Here is a 22,001-nt window from a genome sequence, read left to right as displayed (position 1 = left end):
CACCCTAGGCATGGGTGATCTCCCTCATGGTTGCCGGAAGCCGCTCGCGCGGGGTCCCCGCGGCCTTCCGCGGCCGGGGGGCCCGCTCGTAGGTGTGGAAGGCGGCCCAGCAGACGGCCAGGGCGGCCGCGAACACCGGCAGCCACAGCAGCCGGGCGGCTATCCAGCCCGCCGTACCGGGCACGGTGTGCAGCCCGGGCAGGTCGCGGGAGACCAGCAGCCCGAGGGCGGTGACGGACATCATCGCCGTCTGGTGCCAGAGGAACACCGTCATCGCGGACAGGTTCATCAGGGCCACCTTCGCCCAGGTGCGGGGCCGGCGCATGGCCCGCGCCAGCGGCCCGCGCGCCAGCAGCGCCAGCCCGCACTGGGCCAGCCCGAAGGCGACGGCGGCCGCCGTAGGCGGGTTCAGGTTGGACACCGCCGCCCCCGGCACCCCCACCATCGACGCCGGGTACCCGCCCCACAGGACCAACGCGGCCGCCCCGGCAGCGCCCCCGCCCAGCAGGAGCAGGGCCGGACGGCGCCGGGCGAACGCACCCCGGGCCCAGGCCGCGCCCAGGGTGTAGGGGACGAGCCAGCCCGCGGCGACATTGACCCAGCCGATCCACTCGGGCCCGCCGAGCCCGAACCGCCACACGTCGACCGCCGCCACCACGAGAGCGGGCCACAGCGGGTTCAGCCGGACCACCAGCGGGGTGGCGGCGGTCAGCGCGGCGAACACCAGCAGGAACCACAGCGGCGACCACACCAGCCGGAGCAGGGTCCGGACGGTGTCCAGCCCGGCGCCGCCCAGCAGCAGGCCGCCGGCCACGACCGCCCACAGCGCGAGCACCGCCGCCACCGGGCGGAACAGCCGCCCCAGCCGCAGCCGCACCCAGCTCCCGTACCCGACCCCGCGCGCCCGGGCCGACGCGTACCCCTGGACCGCGACGTGCCCGCCGACCAGGAAGAACACGGCCAGCGTCTGGAGCACCCAGGACACCGGCGCCAGCCAGGGCATGTGGGCCAGCGGACTCCCCCCGCGCAGGCCGCCGTCCGTACTGGTCAGCGAGGTCACCAGCCAGTGCCCGAGCACCACCCCGAGGATCGCGAGGGCCCGCAGGGCGTCCACCGACCGGTCCCGGTCCGCGGGGGTCGCCCCGTCGACGCGGCCGGCCAGCGCCGCCCAGCGGGCGGGCAGGCTACGCATGCGGGGCCTCCGCTCCGAGGACGATGCGGGCCAGGCTGCCGAGGGACTCGGTGCCGGGCTTGAGGTAGTCGCCGTGCCCGGCGGAGCCGGCCGCGAAGGCGCGGGCGCCGAAGGCGGGATCCACGGGATCGGTACCGAACCCGGCCCCGCCGAGCCGGACATGGGGGACCGTGCCGATCCAGTCCCCGGAGCCCCGGCCGGCCCACACCCGGGCGGTGGTCGCCAGCTTCGCCCGGGTGGCCGCTCCGGTGCCCGGGCTGCCGTACAGGGCCATGTCGGTGACCTCGGGGCCGGTCCTGGTCCGGCCGCAGACCACGGAGCCGTACGAGTGGCAGAGCAGGGAGATCCGGGCGCCGGCCGGGGTCAGCTTCCGCAACCCGGAGAGGAACGGCCCGAGTTCGGCCGCGGCCCGGTCGGCGCGGTCGGTGGTCAGGACGGTGGTGCTGACCGTGCCGGGGGTGTCGTAGCCGAGCCAGGCGACCACCGCGGAGCGCGGGTGCTCGGCCTTCAGCCGCTGCTGGAGGGAGCGGGCCCCCTCCCGGAAGCGCTGGTAGGTGTCCAGGTTCGTGTCCGAGCCCGGCACCAGGACCGCGATCCGGTCCGCGTCGTCCAGATCGCCGAACACCTCCACGGCGCGGCCCTGGCCGCGGCCGTCGAAGACGAGGAACCGGGCTCCGGTCCCGGCCATGGCCCGCAGCTTCGCGGCCCGGTCGGCATGCCCCGACTCCCCGGCCGTACGGGCCGCACCGGCTATGCCCGCGAGGGAGGACGCGTACCGGCTCTCCAGGGAGGCCGACTCGGAGACGGCCTCGGGGGCCGGCGCCGGGATCCGCGGGGAAGCGGCGGCCGACACGGGGAGCACCACGGCCGCGGCCACGAGGCCGGCCAGCAGGGTGCGGCGGAGGCGGCTGCCAGTGCTCATCTCGGATTCCTCTTCCTGTCCTTCGGCCAGGCGGGCAGGCGCCCGCTCTGGTAACGAAGTTAGGAATAGGCACCCCTCGTCGGCGTCACGCTGCGGAGCCGCCTTCACAGGTAGCTCTCAGGTATGACCACCGCTACCTGAGAGCCAGCCGGCAGCGGTTCTCCACCGGTCCGCGAGCACCGGCAGACAGCAGGGGCATGCGGCCCGCCACCGGCAAATCGGCCCCCGCAGGCCTCCGTTAGGGTCCGGGGATGAACGAGACCGACTGGCGACACGACCGCATCGGCAGCGCGCACCGGGGGCTGAACCCCACCGTCCTGCGCCGCCTCGACTCCGGATTCGCGGCCATCGGGGACCGGCAGTTCCTGCCCGGGTACTCGGTGCTGCTGACCGACGACCCCGCAGTGACCCGGCTCTCGGACCTGCCCCTGGCGCGCCGGATCGCCTACCTGACCGACCTGGAGCGGCTCGCCGAGGCCGTCGAGCGGGCCTGCGCGCGGCTCGACCCGGCCTTCCGCCGCGTGAACATCGAGATCCTCGGCAACACCGACCCGTACCTGCACGCCCACATCTGGCCGCGCTACGACTGGGAGCCCGAGGACCTCGTCCGGATGCCGGTCTGGCTCTACGAGGACGAGGAGTGCTGGCGCGGCGAACGCCACGCGCTCGCGCCCCGCCACGACGGGATACGGGCCGCCGTCACCGAGGAGCTCGACCGCCTCCTCCCGTAGCGGCCCGGCCCCTACCCGGGAGCTACGTCGCGGACGTGGCCACGCGCACCCCGAAGCCGATCAGGACGACGCCCGTCACCCGGTCCATCGCCCGGCGGACGCGCGGCCGCGTGAAGAAGCGCCGGGCGCGCGAGAGGACGTAGACGTACGTGCTCAGCCACACCAGCGTCAGCAGGACGTGGACCAGGACGAGGAGCGCCATCCCCGCCGCCGGGCGCAGACCCGGCGGCGCGAGGGTGGGGAGCAGGCCGGTGTAGAACACGGCGATCTTCGGGTTGAGGGCGTTGGCGACCAGGCCGGTGCGCCAGGCGCTGCCGCCGCGGCCGGGCGCGGCACGGTCCGCCGCGTCACCGGCGGTCCCGTCCAGGGCGGTCCCGGCGCCCGGGCGGCGCAGGGCCTGCGCGCCGAGGAAGCAGAGGTACGCCGCCCCCGCGAGCTTGACCACGAGGAACACCTCGGCCGAGGCGGCGAGCAGCGCCGCGAGCCCGGCCGCGGTCAGGGCGCCCCACAGCAGCAGCCCGACGGCGATCCCGCCCACGGTGCGCAGCCCGTCGGCACGTCCCCGGGAGACGGCCCGCCGGGTCACGATGGCCATGTCGGGGCCGGGTACGAGGGTCAGCAGGGCCAGGACGCCGGTCGCCGCGGCGAGTTGCGTGAGCACACGGCTCAGTCTGCCACCAGGGGTTCGACGTAAACGGCTCTCCAGCGGGGCGCAGGGTCCTGTCCAGGCGTTGTCCAGTACTCCCGGGCGCCGACGACGCGTCCGCCGCGCACCGTCCACAGTGATACCGCCCGGTAGAGGACGTGGTCCTCGGGTATCTCCACCTCGGTGACGACGAGGTCCCCGTCGGCGAGGATGCGCAGGACCTCGACGGAGCCGATGGACCGGTCGCCGGTGTCGTCCTCCTCGTCACGGAGCACGGCGATGAAGTTGGCCCTGCCGACGATCCGCTCGCCGCTGACCGGCCATTCGATGACGGCGTCCTCGGCGACGAGCCCGGCCACGCCGTCCCAGTCGCGTGCCCCGATCCGCTCCCACAGTCGTGCCACTACCTTCAAGGGCTCCATGTGCCGCAGTGTGCGATGGGCCCCTCTTTCGCAACAAGCTCTGTTTGCAGGCTTATTGACTTCGACACAAACGCTCGGCGACTACTCCCTGTAGTACGTGAGAGGGAGGCTGCCTCCCCCGCTCAGCTCGCGGACCAGGCTTCCGTCGGGCAGCAGCCGCAGCCGGCTCCAGCCTCCGGGCGTGCAGGTGGGAGGGGTCCCGGAGGTGACGGCGGAGACTTCGAGTTCCACCGGGTCGGGGGCGCTGCGCAGGGCGGCCCGCCAGGAGCAGGAGTACCCGGGGTGCTCGACGCGCAGGGTCATGACGGGGTCGCCGACGGCGCCGGGGGTGAGGGTCAGGTGCCAGTCGGCGGAGCCGGAGACGGCCCGCCAGGTGCCGGCGTAGGACTGGGGGAGCCGGCCCGCCCGGGTTCCGCTTCCGGGGCTTGCGGCGGCGGGGGCGGAAGCGGATCCGGAGCCCGGGGAGGGGGCGCCCGCGAACCCGGAGGGCGCCGTGACCGGGGGCCGGGGCGCGGAGTCCCCGCTCATCACCGCGTACACCGTGCCGCCCGCGGCCGCCGCGACGACGACCGCCACCGCGGCGAGCAACGCCGTCGACACGGTGCCGGGGCGGGCCGGGGGCACCGCGGGAGGCGGCTCGTACGGCTGGACGGGCACCGGTGGCACGGGCCCCGCGGGGCCGGCGGTGACGGGCGCCGCGAGGGTGACGGGGACGGCCCGCGGCACGGGCGGCACGGGGGCCACGGGCGTGGCCGGGGCCGGGGCCGACGGCAGGGGTGCCCCCGCCGGCCCGGCGTCCTCGCGGTCGAGGAGCTGCGCGGCCTGCCGCCCCAGCTGGGCCACGAGCGGTGCCGGGAGCCAGGGTTCCAGCGCGCGGCCGTCGGCCACCGTGTCGCCCGCCCCCACCCGGGCCAGCACGGCCGCCGGGTCCGGCCGGGCGGCGGGGTCCTTGCGCAGGCAGTCGGCGACGAGCTCGCGCAGCCCGTCCGGTACGCCGGCCAGGTCCGGTTCGGCTTCGACGATGCGCAGCAGCAGCCCGGCGGTCCCGCCGGGGTGTTCCGCGTCGCCGAACGGCAGCCGTCCGGTGGCGGCGTACGCGAGGACGGCGCCCAGGCAGAAGACGTCGCAGGCCGGGGTGACCGGCCCTCCGCGCACCTGCTCGGGCGCCATGAAGCCGGGGGAGCCGACCAGTTGCCCGGTCCGGGTCAGGCCGGCGTCGGGCTCGTCGAGGGGGCGGGCGATGCCGAAGTCGATGACGCGGGGGCCGTCGATGGTGAGCAGCACGTTGGAGGGCTTGAGGTCGCGGTGGATCAGGCCGGCGCGGTGGATGTCCTGGAGGGCGTACGCGAGCCCGGCCGCGAGGATCCCCACCGTGCGGGCGGGCAGCGGACCGAAGTCCCGGGCCACGACCTGGCGCAGGCTCGGCCCGGCGACGTAGCCGGTGGCGAACCACGGGGTCGCCGCCTCGGTGTCGGCGTCGAGGACGGGCGCGGTCCAGGCCCCGCCGACGCGCCGGGCGGCGGAGACCTCCTGGCGGAACCTGGAGCGGAACTCCTCGCGCAGGGCCAGGCCGGGGTGGACGAGCTTGACGGCGACGGCGCGGCCGCGGTCGGAGCGGGCGAGGTAGACCTGGCCCATCCCGCCGGCGCCGAGGCGGGACAGGAGTCGGTACGGGCCGACGTGGTGCGGGTCGGTGGGGTGGAGCTGCTCCATCGCCGGGTGGTCCCTTCCCCCTGGGCTGGCCGGACGGGGCGAGCGTAGTGCGGGGCGCTCCGCGGCGGGAGGGGGCCGGGGTTTCGCCCCTGCCCGGCCGGGCGGTTGCCCTGGCGGGGCCACCGCCCTGGACCGGTCCCCCGGCCGGGCGGTTGCCCCGGCCGGACCACCACCGCCCTCGGCCGTCCCCCTGGCTGGGCCACCGCCCCGGCCGGGCCACCACCCAACCCGGGCCACCGCCCTGGCCCGGCCCTTCGCCCCCCGCCCCCGCCTGACAGTTCCGGGATACGGCGTGGGGCCCGGCTCCTCAGGCCTCCGACGTGATCGCCGACAGCGCCGCCGAGAGGCGGTCCAGGACCGCGACCGTCTCCGCGAAGCCGGCTTCGCCGAGGGCCTCCGTCAGCCTGTCGGCCAGTTCCGCGTGTCCCGGCTCGATGCGGCCGATCGCGGCGCGCCCCGCCTCCGTCGGGCGGAGCAGCTTCGCCCGGCGGTGGGCCGGGTTGGGGACGTACTCGGCGAGGCCGCGGGCGGCCAGCAGGTCGGCCACGCGTTGGACGCTCTGGCGGGTGATGCCCATGGTCCGGGCGATGCCCGCCACGGGCAGCGGCTCCGTGAGCACCGCGCCCAGGACCTGCCACCAGGCGGCCGTCAGCCCGGCCGGGCGGGCCAGTTCCTCGGAGACGGAGAGGAACTGGCCGTTGAGGTGGAAGACGCCCAGCGCGGTACGGCTGAGCAGGTCCTGCCGCTCCCGCCCGGACAGCGGTTCAGGCATCGCCGGCCTCCGCCGCCGCCATCAGGACCGGGAACGCGCTCGCGTCGGAGTCGTGGAAGAGCCGGTACCACGCGTCGAGGACGTCCGGCTTATAGACGCCGAGCCGGGCGAAGACCTCCCGGGCGAAGGCCACCGGTTCGGTCGGACCGGCCGTGATCAGGTCGCCCGCCGTCACGGCGTCGGCCTCCACGTACTGTTCGGCGCCCGCGTACCCCGGCTGCTCGGCGAGGTAGAACGAGACCGCGCTGGTGTGCGGGCGGTCGTCCAGCAGGCCCTCCCGGGCCAGACCCGCCGTGGCTCCGCAGATGGCCGCGACCGGCACCCCGGCGGCCAGGAACTCGCGGGCCTTGGCCGCGAACGGGGCGAGCTCGTCGCCGGAGTCCCAGAGCTCGGCGCCGGTCAGGATCAGCAGCGAGGAGTCCTCGGGGCGCAGGTCGGCGAGGGACAGGTCGGGCAGGATCCGCAGCCCGCCCATCGTGGTCACCGGGGTGCCGGCGGCGAGGCCGACCGTGCGGACGCGGTGGCCGCGCTGGGTGAGGTGCGCGGTGGTGTGTCCGGTCTCCCAGTCCGCCCACGTGTCGTAGACCGCGAGGTGGACGGGCTTGGCGGGGTTCTCGGTCATGGTGCTCGCCTCCAGCAGGTAGGACGAAAGCTATGACAGAAGCCTGTCATCATGGCAGTGTGCTGTCAATGCTCGTCCAGGCAGACAGACTGCCGAGAGCGGCCGCCCACCCCCATACAGTCCGCCGATATCCCTTCCCACCTGCGCACTTCTAGCGTGACCGCATGACCCCTCATGTCACCGGCGCGACCGTCAAGGCCGCCGACCGCGCTCACGTCTTCCATTCGTGGTCCGCCCAGGCCCTGATCGACCCGCTGGCGGTCGCCGGCGCCGAGGGCTCGTACTTCTGGGACTACGACGGGAACCGCTTCCTCGACTTCTCCTCCCAGCTCGTCAACACCAACATCGGCCACCAGCACCCCAAGGTGGTCGCGGCCGTCCAGGAGCAGGCCGCGAAGCTCTGCACCCTGGCGCCCGGTTTCGCCGTCGACGTCCGCTCCGAGGCCGCACGCCTCATCGCCGAGCGGACCCCCGGCGACCTCGACAAGGTCTTCTTCACCAACGGCGGCGCCGAGGCCGTGGAGAACGCCGTACGCATGGCCCGGCTGCACACCGGCCGCCAGAAGGTGCTCTCCGCCTACCGCTCGTACCACGGGGCCACCGCCGCCGCGATCAACCTGACCGGCGACCCGCGCCGCTGGCCCTCGGACACCGCCTCCGCCGGCGTCGTCCACTTCTGGGGCCCGTTCCTCTACCGCTCGCCCTTCCACGCGACGACCGAGCAGGAGGAGTGCGAGCGCGCCCTCGCCCACCTCGCCGACACGATCGCCTTCGAGGGCCCGCAGTCCATCGCCGCGATCATCCTGGAGTCGGTGCCCGGCACCGCCGGGATCATGACCCCGCCGCCCGGCTACCTGGCCGGCGTGCGCGAACTGTGCGACCGCTACGGCATCGTCTTCATCCTCGACGAGGTCATGTCGGGCTTCGGGCGCACCGGCAAGTGGTTCGCCGCCGAGCACTGGGACGTCACCCCCGACCTGATCACCTTCGCCAAGGGCGTCAACAGCGGTTACGTGCCGCTCGGCGGCGTCGCCATCTCCGCCGCCATCGCCGAGACCTTCGCCACCCGCCCCTACCCGGGCGGACTGACGTACTCCGGCCACCCTCTGGCCTGCGCCGCCGCCGTCGCGACGATCAACACGATGGAGGAGGAGGGCATCGTCGAGAACGCCGCCCGCATCGGGGCCGAGGTCATCGCCCCCGGGCTGGCCGACCTCGCCGAGCGCCACCCCTCCGTCGGGGAGGTCCGCGGCCTCGGCGTCTTCTGGGCGCTGGAGCTCGTACGCGACAAGGGGACGCGCGAGCCGCTCGTCCCGTACAACGCCTCGGGCGCCGACAACGCGCCGATGGCCGAATTCGCGGCGGCCTGCAAGGCGTCCGGGCTGTGGCCGTTCGTCAACATGAACCGGACTCACGTCGTCCCCCCGTGCACGGTCACGGAGGCCGAGGCCAAGGAGGGCCTGGCCCTGCTCGACGAGACGCTCACGGTGGCCGACCGGCACACCACCGGCGCCTGACGGTCCGGACGTCACGGCCGACATCACATCCGCATTCCAGCCGTAGACCGCTCGGTTTCAGCCGCGCTGCCTGGCCTAAGGTGTCCGATGACCTACGGAGGAGACGGACCCCTATGCCAGGCAGCCGGAGCGGAGGTGTCACCCGCAACACCCTTCGGCAGCAGATCGCGGACGCGCTGCGTGACGAGGTGCTCGCGGGGCGTCTCCCGCCCGGGACCGAGTTCACGGTCAAGCAGATCGCCGAGCAGTACGAGGTCTCCGCGACCCCGGTGCGCGAGGCCCTGGTCGACCTCTCGGCGCAGGGGCTGCTGGAATCGGTGCAGCACCGGGGCTTCCGGGTGCGGATCTTCACCGTCGACGACTTCCGGGGAATGATCGAGGCCCGGACGCTGATACTCGACGGCATCTTCCGCCGTCTCGCCGAACGCGGCACCCCGCCCGGTACCGCCGAACTGCTGGTGTCCGTGCGCCGCCGCGCTGAGGAGGCGCGGCGGGCCGCGCGCAGCGGTTCGCTCGAAGTGCTGATCGGCTACGACCTGCGTTTCTGGCGGGAGCTCAGCGAGCTGGTCGGCAACGCCTACATCTCGGACTTCCTGCACCGCATCCGCGTGCAGTGCTGGGTCTTCTCCGTGCCGCACCTCCAGGGGGCCCCCGAGCTGCGGGCCGCGCTGTGGGACGGGCACAACGAGCTGGTGGACGCGGTGACCCTGGCCGACGCCGACGAGGTACGCCGCCTCGTACGCGCGTACAACCAGCACGGGCTGGACTGGGCCGCGAGCCTCTGACGCCGCCCGTCCGCCCGCCCGGGTTCTGCGCACCCCTTCGCGGAGCGTGTCCGGCGCATTACTCTGGCTCGATCGGCGGCAACGACTGATCGGAGCCCGCGTGGCCTGTGACCTGTGGCTGGTCCCCCTTGTCGACGTGCTGTGCCACAGCCCCGACAACCCCTTCGCGGAAGAGATCGCCTCGTACGACAAGGCGCTGGGTGAGGCGGGCCTGCCGTCGGTGCCCGTGTTCGCGTACATGCCCGGCCTGAGCGGGGACGTGGCCCCGGTGGCCGGCTTCGACTACGACGCCCTGCACTTCCTGCGGCGGGCGTACCTGCTGCAGATCTGCGGGCTGCCGGTGACCCCGGTGGACGAGCTGGGCGGGGACTACGAGCAGCTGCTGGAGATGTTCGAGGCCACGGCGCAGCAGTCGCACCTGGTGTGGCACTACGACCACGCGGGGGCGTACGTCCCGGTGGACTTCGAGGCTCCGCTGGCCAACGAGGAGCTGCTGGCCGGCGGCGGCCCGCTGGGGTCGGCGCAGGGGCTGCTGCGGGAGCTGGCCTTCGTGGCCCCCGCGATCGGCATAGACCCGGCGAACCCGCCCGCGGCGCCCGCACCGCCCGGGGGGCCGACGGCGCTGGAGGAGCCCGCGGGGCCCATTCCGTACGACGAGAGCCCCTTCGCCCGGGAGCGCCACGTGTGGCTGGGGCTGCACGCGGCGGCGACCCGCAGCCTCGGCCAAGGCTCGATGATCATCTTCAGCTGACGCTGATGCCGCGGTGGCGGCCGCGGCGGCGGTGGTCGTCGTCGGTACCGGCCGTGGGCACTGGCCGGACCCGGGGACCGATTCCCCCGGCCCGGCCTCCGCGGCGCGCCGCCCCCGTGAGCGGCGCGCCCCGGGGACTCAGCGCGGCTGCTCCGGCGGCCGCTGGCGCGGCATGTTCGGGCGGGTTCCCGGTGGCAGCGGGAAACGGGCCGGGGCGATCCCCGGGTCCGGGCGGGAGGGCGCTCCGGCCAGGGACTGCATCAGCAGCGGCGCCGGACCGGCCCGGAACTCCACCATCCAGTCGGCCGTCTCCGAGCGCACGAGCTCCGTGACGTCCTCCGAGAAGCGCCGCAGCACCGTCAGGCACCGCTCGGCGGCCTCACTGGCCGTCCCCTCGGTGGGGCCCAGCACCTCGCGCACGTTCTCCGAGGCCCAGTCGAACTGGAGCGCCTGCAGTCGCCGCTGCACCGCCTGCGCCGTCGCCACGTCCCGCATCCACCCGGAGGTCAGCCCGAAGAAGCGGTCGCAGGCCATGCAGGCGGCAGCCAGCAGCAGTGACAGGTAGCCGTACGAGGCCGCCCCGGGCGCCGAGCCCGTCAGCTCCAGCAGGGGCATGGCAGCGCCCGTGACGGCGCCCACGGCCGCGCCGGCCCGCAGCGCCCGCGCGCCGCGGCGCTTCCACGCCCGGTCGGACAGGTACCACTCGGCCGTCCGCAGGGCATCGGCCTCCACCCGCCGGTAGAGCTCGTCGAGCCGCTCGGCGGGCTCTCCCCAGTCCCCGAGAGGGAACGGCCGGCCGGTAAGGTCGCCGTCCTCTGCGGGGTCCCGGGGTGGCCCCTCGGGCTGCATCTCCGGCTGACTCACCCGGCACTCCCTCTGCCTGCGCTGACGTGTGATGCGCGTGTGCGCAATGGTGCGCATGCTCTTCCTACCTTCGAATGACGCGCGATGGGCAACGAATCCCGGGTTTTCCGCCCACAAGGAGGGCTCCATCAGGTACGCGCACGCCCCGTCTCTCACCCGAAAGAGTTGGTCCTCCCGGCGTAGGGCGCGGCGCCCGGGGAGCACGTAGGCTCGGATTGACCGAGCCTTCCCCGAAGGCGATCCGCAGCCGTTTCGACGTACGGAGTGAGTACCTGTGATTCCCGGTGGTGGCCAGCCCAACATGCAGCAGCTGCTCCAGCAGGCCCAGAAGATGCAGCAGGACCTCGCCGCGGCCCAGGAGGAGCTGGCCTCGGCCGAGGTCGAGGGCCAGGCGGGCGGCGGCCTCGTGAAGGCGACCGTCACCGGTTCCGGTGAACTGCGCGCCCTCGTCATCGACCCGAAGGCCGTGGACCCGGAGGACACCGAGACCCTCGCCGACCTGGTGGTGGCGGCGGTCCAGGCGGCCAACGAGAACGCGCAGGCGCTCCAGCAGCAGAAGCTGGGACCGCTGACCCAGGCCCTGGGCGGCGGCAGCGGCATCCCCGGCCTTCCGTTCTAATCGCTCCCGCGGTCCGCTCCGCGGAACCGCACCCGCACTCGCACCCGCACCCATAAGCACGCAGAAACGAAAGAAGGCAGTCCGTTGTACGAAGGCGTGGTCCAGGACCTGATCGACGAACTGGGCAGGCTGCCCGGCGTCGGGCCCAAGAGCGCGCAGCGGATCGCCTTCCACATCCTGCAGGCCGAGCCCACCGACGTCCGGCGCCTCGCGCACGCGCTGCTGGAGGTCAAGGCGAAGGTCCGCTTCTGCGCGGTGTGCGGGAACGTGGCGCAGGAGGAGCTGTGCGGGATCTGCCGTGACCCGCGCCGCGATCCGGCGGTCATCTGCGTGGTCGAGGAGCCGAAGGACGTCGTCGCGATCGAGCGGACCCGCGAGTTCCGGGGCAAGTACCACGTCCTCGGCGGGGCGATCAGCCCGATCGAGGGCGTCGGCCCGGACGACCTGCGGATCCGCGAACTGCTCGCGCGGCTGGCGGACGGCGCGGTCACCGAGCTGATCCTGGCGACCGACCCGAACCTGGAGGGCGAGGCCACCGCCACCTACCTCGCCCGCATGATCAAGCCCATGGGCCTGAAGGTCACCCGCCTGGCCAGCGGGCTCCCCGTCGGGGGAGACCTGGAGTACGCGGACGAGGTCACGCTCGGGCGGGCCTTTGAAGGAAGGCGACTTCTTGATGTCTGACGCAACGCTGCACGCCCTGGGACAGGATCCGGACGACTTCGCCGCCTCGATCGCGGACCAGATCGAGTCCTTCATCGTCGCGGTCACCGAGGTGGCCAAGGGCGAGGACCCGGACAGCGCCGTCCCCTTCCTCCTCCTGGAGGTGTCCCAGCTGCTGCTGGCGGGCGGCCGGCTGGGCGCGTACCAGGACGTCCTGCCCGAGGAGCGCTACGAGCCCGACCTCGGCCCGGAACCGGACGTGGACGACCTGCGCGAGCGGTTCGCCCTGATGCTGGAGCCGGTCGACGTCTATTCCGAGGTCTTCGACCCCTACGAGCCGCGCAAGACCCCGGTCGCGCACCGGATCTCCGACGACCTGGCCGACGTGGTCGCCGACCTGCGGCACGGGCTGATCCACCTCCAGGCGGGCCGGGTCACCGAGGCCCTGTGGTGGTGGCAGTTCTCGTACTTCACCAACTGGGGCCCGACGGCCTCGGCGATGCTGCGCGCACTCCAGTCGCTGATCGCCCACGTCCGGCTCAACCAGCCGCTCGCGGCCCTGGACGGCCTGGACACGGACGAGGACCTGACGGAGGACGACCTCGCGGAACAGGCCGGTGCGGTCATGGCCGAGGAGCTCGGCACACTGGGCCGTCGCCCGGCCGCCCAGCAGGCCGGAGACCGGTAGCGGGTCGCGCCTGACCAGGCATGATCACGGGCTGAACTGTTCATCTCACGATGTGGTACTCGTCGGCCGTATCGCGGTCGCTCGTTAGACTGACCGGCGACCGCAGTACTGGATTGAGCGAGGAGCGCACGTGGGCCTTGTCGTGCAGAAGTACGGAGGCTCCTCCGTAGCCGATGCCGAGGGCATCAAGCGCGTCGCCAAGCGGATCGTGGATGCCAAGAAGAACGGCCACCAGGTGGTCGTCGTGGTTTCCGCGATGGGCGACACGACGGACGAGCTGATCGATCTCGCCGAGCAGGTATCCCCGATGCCTGCCGGGCGTGAATTCGACATGCTGCTGACCGCCGGAGAGCGGATCTCCATGGCCCTGCTGGCCATGGCGATCAAAAACCTGGGCCACGAGGCCCAGTCGTTCACCGGCAGCCAGGCAGGCGTGATCACCGACTCGGTCCACAACAAAGCGCGCATCATCGATGTGACGCCGGGCCGCATCCGCACCGCGCTGGACGAGGGCAACATCGCCATCGTCGCCGGTTTCCAGGGCGTGTCCGCGGACTCCAAGGACATCACCACCCTCGGCCGGGGCGGCTCGGACACCACCGCCGTGGCGCTCGCCGCGGCGCTGGACGCCGAGGTCTGCGAGATCTACACCGACGTCGACGGCGTCTTCACCGCGGACCCCCGCGTCGTGAAGAAGGCCCGGAAGATCGACTGGATCTCTTCCGAGGACATGCTGGAGCTCGCGGCCTCCGGCTCCAAGGTGCTCCTGCACCGCTGCGTCGAGTACGCCCGCCGCTACAACATCCCGATCCACGTCCGCTCGTCCTTCTCCGGACTGCCGGGCACCTGGGTCAGCAACGAGAATCCGCAAGGGGACGCGCAGGTGGAGCACGCCATCATCTCCGGAGTCGCTCACGACGTCTCCGAAGCCAAGATCACGGTCGTCGGCGTTCCGGACAAGCCGGGCGAGGCCGCGGCCATCTTCCGCGCCATCGCGGACGCCGAGATCAACATCGACATGATCGTCCAGAACGTGTCGGCGGCCTCCACGGGCCTGACGGACATCTCCTTCACCCTCCCCAAGGCCGAGGGCCACACGGCCATCGACGCCCTGGAGAAGGCGAAGGCGCAGATCGGCTTCGACTCCCTGCGCTACGACGACCAGATCGGCAAGATCTCCCTGGTCGGCGCCGGTATGAAGACCAACCCGGGCGTCACCGCCTCCTTCTTCCAGGCGCTGTCCGACGCGGGCGTCAACATCGAGCTGATCTCCACCTCCGAGATCCGCATCTCGGTCGTGACCCGCCAGGACGACGTCAACGCGGCCGTCATCGCCGTCCACACGGCCTTCGGCCTCGACTCCGACAGCGACGAGGCCGTCGTCTACGGAGGCACCGGACGATGAGTCCGCACCGGTCCGCCCCGGCCCCGGCGCTCGCCGTGGTCGGGGCGACCGGGGCGGTCGGAACGATCCTGCTCCAGATCCTGTCCCAGCGGGCGGACGTCTGGGGCGACATCCGCCTGATCGCCTCCTCGCGCTCGGCCGGCCGCGTGCTGGCCGTACGCGGTGAGGAGGCCGAGGTGCTCGCCCTCACCGAGGACGCCTTCGAGGGCCTCGGCGCGGGCGACGTCGTGCTCTTCCTGACCCCGGCGGAGGTGTCGGCGCGCTGGGTCCCCGTGGCCACCGCGCGCGGCGCCGTCGTGGTGGACCAGTCCGCCGCCTTCCGGGAAGACCCCGAGGTGCCCCTGGTGGTGCCCGAGGTGAACGGCCACGCCGTACGCAGCCGCCCCCGCGGGATCGTCGCGGGCCCGGACTGCGTGACCGCCGCGATGATCGCCGCCGTGGGCGCGCTGCACTCCGAGTACGGGCTGGCCGAGCTGGCCGTCTCCTCGTACCAGGCCGCCAGCCGCTCCGGCCGGGCGGGCGCGGACGCCCTGCGCAGGCAGCTGACCCAGGTCGCCGGAAGCCCCCTCGGGGAGCTGCCCGGGGACGTGCGCCGCGCCGTCGGCGAGGACACCGGGCCGTTCGCGGCGCCGCTCGCGCTGAACGTGGTGCCCTGGTCCGGGGAGCTGCGCGCGGACGGCTGGTCCTCGCACGAGCTGGCCGTACGGGCGGAGACCCGGCGGATCCTGGGCCTGGAATCGCTGCCGGTCGCCGTGACCTGCGTCCAGGTCCCGGTGGTGACGGGGCATTCCCTGACGGTACGGGCCCGCTTCGAGCGGGAGGTGGCCGCGGCGCACGCCCGGGAGGTCCTGGAGGCGGCGCCCGGGGTGGTCCTCGTCGACGATCCGGCGGCGGGCGAGTTCCCGACGCCGGCGGACGCGGCCGGTACCGATCCCGCCTGGGTGGGGCGGCTGAGGAGCTCGCTCGACGATCCGAGGGCCCTGGAATTCTTCGTGTGTGCGGACAATCTACGCAAAGGTGCCGCCCTGAACGCCGCCCAGATCTCGGAACTGATCGCGGGTGAATTCGCGTAATCCGCTTTGTAGGATCGGCATCGATCCCTTGATCAAGGTGATGGCCCGACTGCCGCCTGGATGAATGGGGCAATCGGGAAGAGCGGGTACGCATGAAGGCAATAGGGAAATTGCTGAATACTCTGCCTGGCGCGTACAACCCTGACGGGGGGATGCGTGTCCAACGGGCGTGGCAGAGGCACTGTTGGACGTGGCCGTCCTACCGGCGCGCAGCGGGATCGTTCCCTCGCGCCGGCGTCCAGGCACGCCCGGCGGCGGCTTCCCTGTGATCGTGCCCGTCCCGCCGGCCAGCGTGCCGCACATCGCACCGCCGACCCTGGGCGGCCGCGTGCCCGCGCCCCGCGATAGCGCGGACACCGCCACGAATCCATCCTCGACGGAGGTCCTCCCGCCCGCGGCCGTCCCGCCCGGCGCTTCGATACCCGGGGCGGCCGCCGAGGCCGGCGCCGAGGCCGGCGCCGGTGCCGACGCCGAGCGGCCGGTCGTGGCCGGTACCACCGTCGACCACCTCACCGAGACCTACCGGGCCCACTACCGCTCCCTGCTGGGCCTGGCCGCGCTCCTCCTCGACGACACCGCCTCCTGCGAGGACGTGGTCCAGGAGGCCTTCATCCGTGTCCACTCGGCCCGCAACCGGGTCCGGGACCGGGACAAGACCCTGGCCTATCTCCGCCAGACCGTCGTCAACCTCTCCCGTTCCGCGCTGCGCCGCCGCATCCTCGGCCTGAAGCTGCTGTCGAAGCCGATGCCGGACATGGCCAGCGCGGAGGAGGGGGCTTACGACCAGCTGGAGCGCGACGACCTGATCAGGGCGATGCGCGGGCTCCAGCGCCGTCAGCGCGAGGTGCTCGTACTGCGCTACTTCGCCGACATGACGGAGGTCCAGGTCGCCGAGACGCTCGGCATTTCGCTCGGCTCGGTCAAGGCGTACGGATCGCGGGGCATTGCCGCGCTGCGGGTGGCGATGGAGGCTGCGCAGTCATGAGGGACGACCACGAGAACCTGCCCGGCCCGGCCGGGACGGCCACGGCCGACGAGCAGCTGCTGCGCGGCCTGCTGGCCGGAGCCGTGCAGGGGCTGGAGCCCTCCGAGGGGGCCCTGGAGCGGCTGCGGCACGCGGTGCCCGCGCGCCGGGCCCGCAAGCGGCAGGCCCTGCTGGCGACGGCCGCGGTGGCGTTGCTCGCCGGCACCGCGATCCCGGCCGCGCTGCACCTGAACGCCGACGAGGGGGCGGTGGCCGGGCACTCGGCCATGGCCGGCCACGGCGAGTCGCAGGGCCCCAAGGCGGCCGACGCCTCCGACCCGCGGCAGAACGGTTCCGACGCGGCGGCCGGACCCCGGCCGGTGGGGTCACCGAGCGGCGGCCAGAGCACGGGCGGCGCCACGCAGCCGTCCCCGCGGACGAGCGGCTCCCCGTCCGGCGGCACGTCCGCGGGCCCCGTCGGTGCCGGAGCGGGCGCCCCCTCGGGCGGCGCCGGCCACGGGCCGCTGCCTCCGGTGGGTGCGGCGCCCGGCGTGGCGCCGGGGTGCACGGCCGACCAGCTGGGCGTGTCGGGCAGTGCCCGCGCCCCCGAGACCGACGGCAAGGTCTACGGCAGCTTCAAGGTCACCAACGTCTCGGCGCGGGGCTGCACGGTCTCCGGCCCGGACACCGTGACCGCCGCCTCGGTGGCGCCCGCCGGCCCGCCGCCCGTCCAGGCGGCCGCGCCGCCGGTGACGGTGACGGGCCACACGGCGGGGGACCCGGCGAGCGCGCTGCTGCCCGACCCGTCCGCCGAGGCGCCCGTCGTGCTGCTCCAGCCCAACACCGCGTACGAGGTGCGCTTCGCCTGGGTCCCCTCCGGCCAGTCCTGCCCGGCGGCGAAGCCGGCGCCTTCGCTGGGCTCCCGGCAGGAGGGCGGTGGGGCGCAGTCCGCGGCCGGCGGGCAGGGCGGGGCGACGGGGGGCGGTGCGGCCGGCGGCACGGAGCCCGCGGGCGCCGACACGGCCCCGGCCAAGGATCCGCAGACCGGCTCCCGGAGCCCGTCGGCCGGGGTCGAGGTCTCCCACACCCCGGGCACGGGCGCCCCCGTCACCCAGACCACCATCCCGGCGGCCTGCGGCGGCACGGTCTACCGCACGGGCCTCATTCCGCCGGGCGCGCCGTAGCCGGCTCGGGCGTCGCTTCAGGCTCCGGCCCCGGCTCCGGCGTCGCTTCCGGCTTTCCGGCGGGGTCCGCGGCAGCGGGTGCGGGGGCTTCGGCGGGCAGCAGTCCCGACTCGGCGTCGCGGAGGGTTTCCACCTCGCGCCGGTAGAGCCGGAACCACATGAAGAGCACGAAGGCGACGAAGACGAACCACTCGCCCGTGTAGCCGAGGTTCTGGAAGGCCTTCAGGTCCAGCCCGGTGTTGTTCGGCGCCTTCGCCGGCACCGGAGTCATCCCGTCGACCGGGGTCTGCACCGTCAGCCAGGCGTCGTAGAGCGGCTCGTGCACCAGGTTGACCAGCGTGGCCGCACCGATGACCCCGAGCTGGCCCGGCGGCAGCCCGCCCTGCGCGTGCACGCCCTTGGTGCCCGAGCTCTCCGAGGACTGCAGGGCCCCCGTCACCTCGACCCGACCCGTCGGCGGGGCCGGCGCCTTCGCCGGGTCGGCCGTACCCGGCAGCCAGCCCCGGACCACCGGGACCGTCTTCCCGGAGTCGGTCCGCAGCAGGGTCAGGACGTAGAAGCCGGGCTTCCCGCCGAGGTCCCGTTCGGGGACGAGCAGCTGCTGACCGTACTCGCCGGCCGTGGAAGCAAGCCGCCCCGAGGTCTTCGTGTCCACCGGGAGCAGCGAGTCCAGCGGCGCGGGCGCCTGGTCGGCGGGCCGCTCGGCCCGCGCCTCCGCGTGGCTGCCGACGCGGTCCTCGAACCGGCCGAGCTGCCAGGTCCCCATGAACAGGCAGAAGGGGATGGAGAGCGCGACGAAGACGTTGATCCCCCACCAGCGCGGGGTCAGGAGAAACCGGTGCACCCCACCAACGGTACGGGGGGTGCACCGGAAGCCCGGTGCCGGGTCAGCCCGGCAGGCCCTGCGGCAGGTGCTTCAGCGCGAATTCCAGGTCCATCCGGACCTGCTTGATGCGCTCCTCCACCACCAGCGAGCCGTGTCCCGCGTCGTAGCGGTACACCTCGTGCACCGCGCCGCGCGCAGCGAGCCGGTCGACGTAGTTCTCGATCTGCCGGATCGGGCAGCGCGGGTCGTTGACGCCCGCCGCGATGTGCACCGGCGCCTTCACCGCGTCCACGTACGTCAGCGGCGAGGAGGCCTCGAACCGCTCCGGGACCTCCTCCGGGGTGCCGCCGAAGAGGGTGCGGTCCAGGGCCTTCAGCGCCTCCATCTCGTCGTGGTACGCCGTCACGTAGTCCGCGACCGGTACGGCGGCCAGCCCGACCGCCCAGTCGTCGGGCCGCATGCCGATGCCGAGCAGTGTCAGGTAGCCGCCCCAGGACCCGCCCGAGAGCACCAGCCGCGCCGGATCCGCCAGGCCGGAGGCCACGGCCCACTCCCGGACCGCAGTGATGTCCTCCAGCTCGATCAGGCCGACCCGGTGCTTGAGGGCGTCGGTCCACTCGCGGCCGTAGCCCGTCGAGCCCCGGTAGTTGACGCGGACCACCGCGAAACCGTGGTCCAGCCAGGCCGCCGGGGTGGCCGCGAAGGCGTCGGAGTCGTGCCAGGTCGGCCCGCCGTGGATCTCGAAGACCGTCGGGAAGGGGCCGTCACCGTGGCCCACGGGCCGCTGTGCGAGCGCGTGGATCCGCCCGCCGGGCCCTTCCACCCAGACGTCCTCCACCGGGACGGAGGCCGGCGGCCGCATGCCCGGCGGGTCCAGGACGACCCCGCCCGCGGTGGACCGTACGACGGCCGGCTCGGCGGCCGAGGACCACTGGTACTCCACGGTCCCGTCCGGGCGGGCCGTCGCACCCGACACCGTTCCCGGCGGAGTGTCCACCCGTACGAGTTCGCGCGCGGCCAGGTCGTAGCGCCACAGCTCGCTGCGCGCCTCGAAGCTGTGGGCGATGAGCAGCGCGCTCCCGTCCGGGTACCACTCGGCGCTCACGTCGCCGGGCAGGTCGACGGCCAGGTCCTCCTCCGCCCCACTGGCCACGTCCCACACCATCGGCTCCCAGCGGCCGCGGCGCTGGTGCCCGATGAGCAGCCGGGTGTCCCCGGCGACGGGTGCGAAGCCGAGCACCTCCAGGCCCAGTTCCTCGGTGCCGCCCCGGGAGTCGTCCAGCTCGGCGACGGTGGCGCCGTCGAGGGTGACCACGCGCAGCGCCGTGTGCATGGCGTCGCCGTGCTCGGTGTGCTCGATCGCCAGGAGGGTCCCGTCGTAGGAGAGGTCGCCCACGCCGGCCGACTCGCGGTGCCGGTAGACGACCTCGGGGGCGGCGCCGGGGCGTACGACGTGGATGGTGGAGCCCTCCTCGTCGGTGGACCGGCCCACGACCGCCGTGCCGTCACGGCCGATGGCGAGGCCGGCGGGGTAGGAGGGCTCCAGTCCGGGCGTGGCGGGCTCGTCCGGTCCGCCGGCGAAGGGCTGGCGGACCCAGGTGCCGAACTCGTCTCCGTCGGTGTCGGAGAACCACCAGATCCACTCCCCGTCGGGGGAGAGCGTGCCGTCGGTGGTGCCGTTGGGGCGGTCGGTGGCCTGCCGCTGCGTGCCGGTGGCCCGGTCCCAGGCGTAGAGCTCGTAGGTCCCGGTGGCGTTCGAGACGAAGAGCGAGCGGTCCGGGGCGTCCTCGGCCCACTCGGGAAGGCCCACGCGCGGTGCCCGGAAGCGCTTCTCCCAGTCGGGCATCTCGGAAGCGGGTGCGGTGCCGGGGGTCAGGTCGCTGTCGCTGCTGGTCATGCGCCCCATTCTTACGGGTCCGGCCGCGGCGGGCGGCCGGGATGCCGACTGCGCCGAACGGGCGCATGGTGGTGTGGGTACGCCGAACGCTGCGAGAGGGTGTTGATCATGGCCAAGAAGGCTCGTACCGGCCACCACAGCCACCAGGATTCCGAACGCGCGATGGCGAAGAACACGGCGGCCGAGGCACGTGCCAAGGCCGCGGGCAGAGAGGCCCAGTCGCTCTCCGCGAAGACGCGAGGCATGCAGCAGAAGGCACAGGCCAAGCGCGGCTGAGCCTCGGCACCGGTCACCGGCCCGATGTTTCACGTGAAACGTCGGGCCGCGTGCCGGTGTCGGGCCCCGGGCCCGCGCGGGTCCGTGTGCCCGCGCGGGTATGTGTGCACGCGCGGGTCCGCCGAGCCGCGTGCGCACTCCGGGCGGGGTGCCTAGGCTGGCTCGCATGCGGATGATCGTCCGGGGCGCCCGGCTGCTGCACGAAGACGGCCTGTCCGACGTGGAGGTCGCCGAGGACGGCCGGATCGCGCGGGTGATCCCGTACGACGACCAGAAGGAGCCGCCCGCGACCGGCGTGCTCATCGAGGCCCACGGCGGGCTGCTCACCGCCCCCTTCGTCGAGCCGCACATCCACCTGGACACCGCCCTCACCGCAGGCCGGCCCCGCCCGAACGTCTCCGGCACCCTGTGGGAGGGCATCGCCTGCTGGAGCGAGCGCAAGCGCACCCTGACCCGCGAAGACGTGATCGCCCGGGCCACCGAGGTGCTGCGCTGGCAGGCGGCCAACGGCGTGCTGCACGTCCGTACGCACTGCGACGTCACCGACCCGTCCCTCACCGCACTGGACGCGCTGCTGGAGGTCCGCGACCGGGTGCGGGACATCATGACCCTGCAGATCGTCGCCTTCCCGCAGGAGGGCATCGTCTCCTTCCCCGACGGCGAGGCGCTCCTGCGCGAGGCCGTCGCCCGCGGGGCGGACGTGGTCGGTGCGATCCCGCACTTCGAGGACACCCGCGAGGACGGCGTCGCCTCGCTGCGGACCGCGTTCGCGGTGGCCGAGGAGCACGGACTCCGCGTAGACGCCCACTGCGACGAGATCGACGACGAACAGTCCCGCTTCGTGGAGGTGCTGGCCAGCCTCGCCCTGCGTTCGGGCCTGCGCGAGCGCGCCACCGCCTCCCACACCACCGCCATGGGCTCCTACAACGGCGCCTACAGCTTCAAACTCCAGCGGCTGCTCGCCCGTTCCGGCATCAACCTGGTCGCCAACCCCTTCGCGAACCTCAACCTCCAGGGCCGCTTCGACGCCTACCCCAAGCGGCGCGGCCTCACCCAGGTGAAGGAGATGCTGGCCGCCGGGGTCAACGTGGCCTTCGGCCACGACGACGTGATGGATCCCTGGAACGCCCTCGGCACCGCCAACCCGCTCCAGACCGCCCTCGTCGGCCTGTACGCCGCCCAGCTCACCGGCGCGGACGACATCCCGGTCGCGTTCTCGATGGTGACGGAGCACGCGGCGCGGGTCCTCGGCCTGTCCTCCACCGAGTACGGGATCACGCCGGGCGCCCCCGCCTCCTTCGTCCTCCTCCCGGCACCCACCCCCGCGGAGGCGATCCGCCGCCAGGTCCGGCCGCGGTACGTCGTCTCGCGCGGCACCGTCCTCGCCGAAACCCCGCCCGCACCGGCCCGGTTGTGGTGGCCGGGAGAGGAAGGCCCGTCGGCGGTGGACTTCACCACCCCCCTCTAGA

Annotated in this window: 23 protein-coding genes; 13 read left to right on the top strand and 10 right to left on the bottom strand. The window is 73.7% G+C overall.

Features of this window, described 5'->3' with window-relative positions; all coding sequences use genetic code 11:
- Positions 1–4 precede the first annotated feature (4 nt).
- Positions 5–1,192, bottom strand: a complete 1,188-nt coding sequence (locus D1J60_RS16400; protein WP_125821598.1) for an acyltransferase — start codon at positions 1,190–1,192, stop codon at positions 5–7.
- Positions 1,185–2,114 (bottom strand): alpha/beta hydrolase, encoded by a 930-nt coding sequence (locus D1J60_RS16395; RefSeq protein ID WP_241253291.1) that lies wholly within the window; start codon positions 2,112–2,114, stop codon positions 1,185–1,187. Before D1J60_RS16395 ends, D1J60_RS16400 begins: the two co-directional genes overlap by 8 nt.
- Positions 2,115–2,365: 251 nt before the next feature.
- On the opposite strand from D1J60_RS16395, the gene D1J60_RS16390 reads away from it, so the two are divergent.
- On the top strand, positions 2,366–2,845 hold the full coding sequence (locus D1J60_RS16390; protein ID WP_125821596.1) for a diadenosine tetraphosphate hydrolase: 480 nt from the start codon (positions 2,366–2,368) through the stop codon (positions 2,843–2,845).
- A 22-nt stretch (positions 2,846–2,867) separates the two neighbouring features.
- Here the strand turns inward: D1J60_RS16390 and D1J60_RS16385 are convergent, their stop codons facing one another.
- The 5 genes from D1J60_RS16385 to D1J60_RS16365 all read right to left on the bottom strand — a co-directional run bounded on the left by D1J60_RS16385 (position 2,868) and on the right by D1J60_RS16365 (position 7,020).
- Positions 2,868–3,506, bottom strand: coding sequence for a LysE family translocator (locus tag D1J60_RS16385; RefSeq protein ID WP_125604129.1), 639 nt, complete (start codon positions 3,504–3,506; stop codon positions 2,868–2,870).
- Positions 3,507–3,511: 5 nt separating this feature from the next.
- Positions 3,512–3,913 (bottom strand): nuclear transport factor 2 family protein, encoded by a 402-nt coding sequence (locus D1J60_RS16380; RefSeq protein WP_164720909.1) that lies wholly within the window; start codon positions 3,911–3,913, stop codon positions 3,512–3,514.
- Positions 3,914–3,994: 81 nt separating this feature from the next.
- Entirely contained in the window at positions 3,995–5,626 is a 1,632-nt protein-coding gene (locus D1J60_RS16375; RefSeq protein WP_125821595.1) for a serine/threonine-protein kinase, read from the bottom strand.
- 307 nt (positions 5,627–5,933) lie between these two features.
- Positions 5,934–6,398 (bottom strand): helix-turn-helix domain-containing protein, encoded by a 465-nt coding sequence (locus tag D1J60_RS16370; protein ID WP_125821594.1) that lies wholly within the window; start codon positions 6,396–6,398, stop codon positions 5,934–5,936.
- Positions 6,391–7,020 carry a DJ-1/PfpI family protein gene (locus tag D1J60_RS16365; protein ID WP_125821593.1) on the bottom strand — a complete coding sequence of 210 codons (630 nt, stop codon included), beginning with the start codon at positions 7,018–7,020 and terminating at the stop codon, positions 6,391–6,393. The genes D1J60_RS16370 and D1J60_RS16365 overlap by 8 nt, the downstream gene beginning before the upstream one ends.
- A 164-nt stretch (positions 7,021–7,184) precedes the next feature.
- Here D1J60_RS16365 and D1J60_RS16360 point away from each other — a divergent pair, with 164 nt between their 5' ends.
- From D1J60_RS16360 to D1J60_RS16350, 3 genes are all read left to right on the top strand, one after another.
- Positions 7,185–8,537 carry an aspartate aminotransferase family protein gene (locus D1J60_RS16360; protein WP_125821592.1) on the top strand — a complete coding sequence of 451 codons (1,353 nt, stop codon included), beginning with the start codon at positions 7,185–7,187 and terminating at the stop codon, positions 8,535–8,537.
- A gap of 113 nt (positions 8,538–8,650) precedes the next feature.
- Positions 8,651–9,322 carry a GntR family transcriptional regulator gene (locus tag D1J60_RS16355; protein WP_125821591.1) on the top strand — a complete coding sequence of 224 codons (672 nt, stop codon included), beginning with the start codon at positions 8,651–8,653 and terminating at the stop codon, positions 9,320–9,322.
- Positions 9,323–9,422: 100 nt separating this feature from the next.
- Positions 9,423–10,073, top strand: a complete 651-nt coding sequence (locus tag D1J60_RS16350) for a hypothetical protein (protein ID WP_125598047.1) — start codon at positions 9,423–9,425, stop codon at positions 10,071–10,073.
- 138 nt (positions 10,074–10,211) lie between these two features.
- On the opposite strand, the gene D1J60_RS16345 is transcribed toward D1J60_RS16350, so the two are convergent.
- The gene (locus D1J60_RS16345) at positions 10,212–10,937 is read right to left on the bottom strand and encodes an SLATT domain-containing protein (protein WP_125598050.1); all 726 of its coding nucleotides are present in this window, start codon (positions 10,935–10,937) and stop codon (positions 10,212–10,214) included.
- Positions 10,938–11,211: 274 nt separating this feature from the next.
- Here D1J60_RS16345 and D1J60_RS16340 point away from each other — a divergent pair, with 274 nt between their 5' ends.
- From D1J60_RS16340 to D1J60_RS16310, 7 genes are all read left to right on the top strand, one after another.
- Complete coding sequence (locus D1J60_RS16340) at positions 11,212–11,556, top strand: YbaB/EbfC family nucleoid-associated protein (protein WP_125598053.1); 345 nt, start codon at positions 11,212–11,214, stop codon at positions 11,554–11,556.
- Between the two features lie 84 nt (positions 11,557–11,640).
- Positions 11,641–12,240, top strand: a complete 600-nt coding sequence (gene recR / locus D1J60_RS16335) for a recombination mediator RecR (RefSeq protein ID WP_125598056.1) — start codon at positions 11,641–11,643, stop codon at positions 12,238–12,240.
- Positions 12,233–12,907: a DUF5063 domain-containing protein gene (locus tag D1J60_RS16330; protein ID WP_125598060.1), complete on the top strand. Its 675-nt coding sequence runs from the start codon at positions 12,233–12,235 to the stop codon at positions 12,905–12,907. Before recR ends, D1J60_RS16330 begins: the two co-directional genes overlap by 8 nt.
- Positions 12,908–13,037: 130 nt before the next feature.
- Positions 13,038–14,312, top strand: a complete 1,275-nt coding sequence (locus D1J60_RS16325) for an aspartate kinase (protein ID WP_125821590.1) — start codon at positions 13,038–13,040, stop codon at positions 14,310–14,312.
- Positions 14,309–15,385 (top strand): aspartate-semialdehyde dehydrogenase, encoded by a 1,077-nt coding sequence (locus D1J60_RS16320; protein ID WP_125821589.1) that lies wholly within the window; start codon positions 14,309–14,311, stop codon positions 15,383–15,385. Before D1J60_RS16325 ends, D1J60_RS16320 begins: the two co-directional genes overlap by 4 nt.
- A 418-nt stretch (positions 15,386–15,803) precedes the next feature.
- Positions 15,804–16,370, top strand: a complete 567-nt coding sequence (locus D1J60_RS16315) for a SigE family RNA polymerase sigma factor (protein WP_125824056.1) — start codon at positions 15,804–15,806, stop codon at positions 16,368–16,370.
- On the top strand, positions 16,367–17,533 hold the full coding sequence (locus D1J60_RS16310) for a hypothetical protein (RefSeq protein ID WP_125821588.1): 1,167 nt from the start codon (positions 16,367–16,369) through the stop codon (positions 17,531–17,533). The genes D1J60_RS16315 and D1J60_RS16310 overlap by 4 nt, the downstream gene beginning before the upstream one ends.
- Here the strand turns inward: D1J60_RS16310 and D1J60_RS16305 are convergent.
- The gene (locus D1J60_RS16305; RefSeq protein WP_125821587.1) at positions 17,511–18,377 is read right to left on the bottom strand and encodes an SURF1 family protein; all 867 of its coding nucleotides are present in this window, start codon (positions 18,375–18,377) and stop codon (positions 17,511–17,513) included. The genes D1J60_RS16310 and D1J60_RS16305 overlap by 23 nt on opposite strands.
- 43 nt (positions 18,378–18,420) lie before the next feature.
- Positions 18,421–20,256 (bottom strand): prolyl oligopeptidase family serine peptidase, encoded by a 1,836-nt coding sequence (locus tag D1J60_RS16300; RefSeq protein WP_125821586.1) that lies wholly within the window; start codon positions 20,254–20,256, stop codon positions 18,421–18,423.
- A gap of 108 nt (positions 20,257–20,364) precedes the next feature.
- On the opposite strand from D1J60_RS16300, the gene D1J60_RS37285 reads away from it, so the two are divergent.
- Both D1J60_RS37285 and codA read left to right on the top strand, forming a co-directional pair.
- Entirely contained in the window at positions 20,365–20,532 is a 168-nt protein-coding gene (locus D1J60_RS37285) for a hypothetical protein (RefSeq protein WP_164720908.1), read from the top strand.
- Between the two features lie 166 nt (positions 20,533–20,698).
- The gene (gene codA, locus D1J60_RS16295) at positions 20,699–22,000 is read left to right on the top strand and encodes a cytosine deaminase (protein WP_277607500.1); all 1,302 of its coding nucleotides are present in this window, start codon (positions 20,699–20,701) and stop codon (positions 21,998–22,000) included.
- Position 22,001 lies beyond the last annotated feature (1 nt).

It is taken from the genome of Streptomyces sp. W1SF4, from assembly GCF_003950035.1.
Taxonomy (GTDB): domain Bacteria; phylum Actinomycetota; class Actinomycetes; order Streptomycetales; family Streptomycetaceae; genus Streptomyces; species Streptomyces racemochromogenes.
This window is presented reverse-complemented; position numbering and strand designations above follow the sequence as displayed.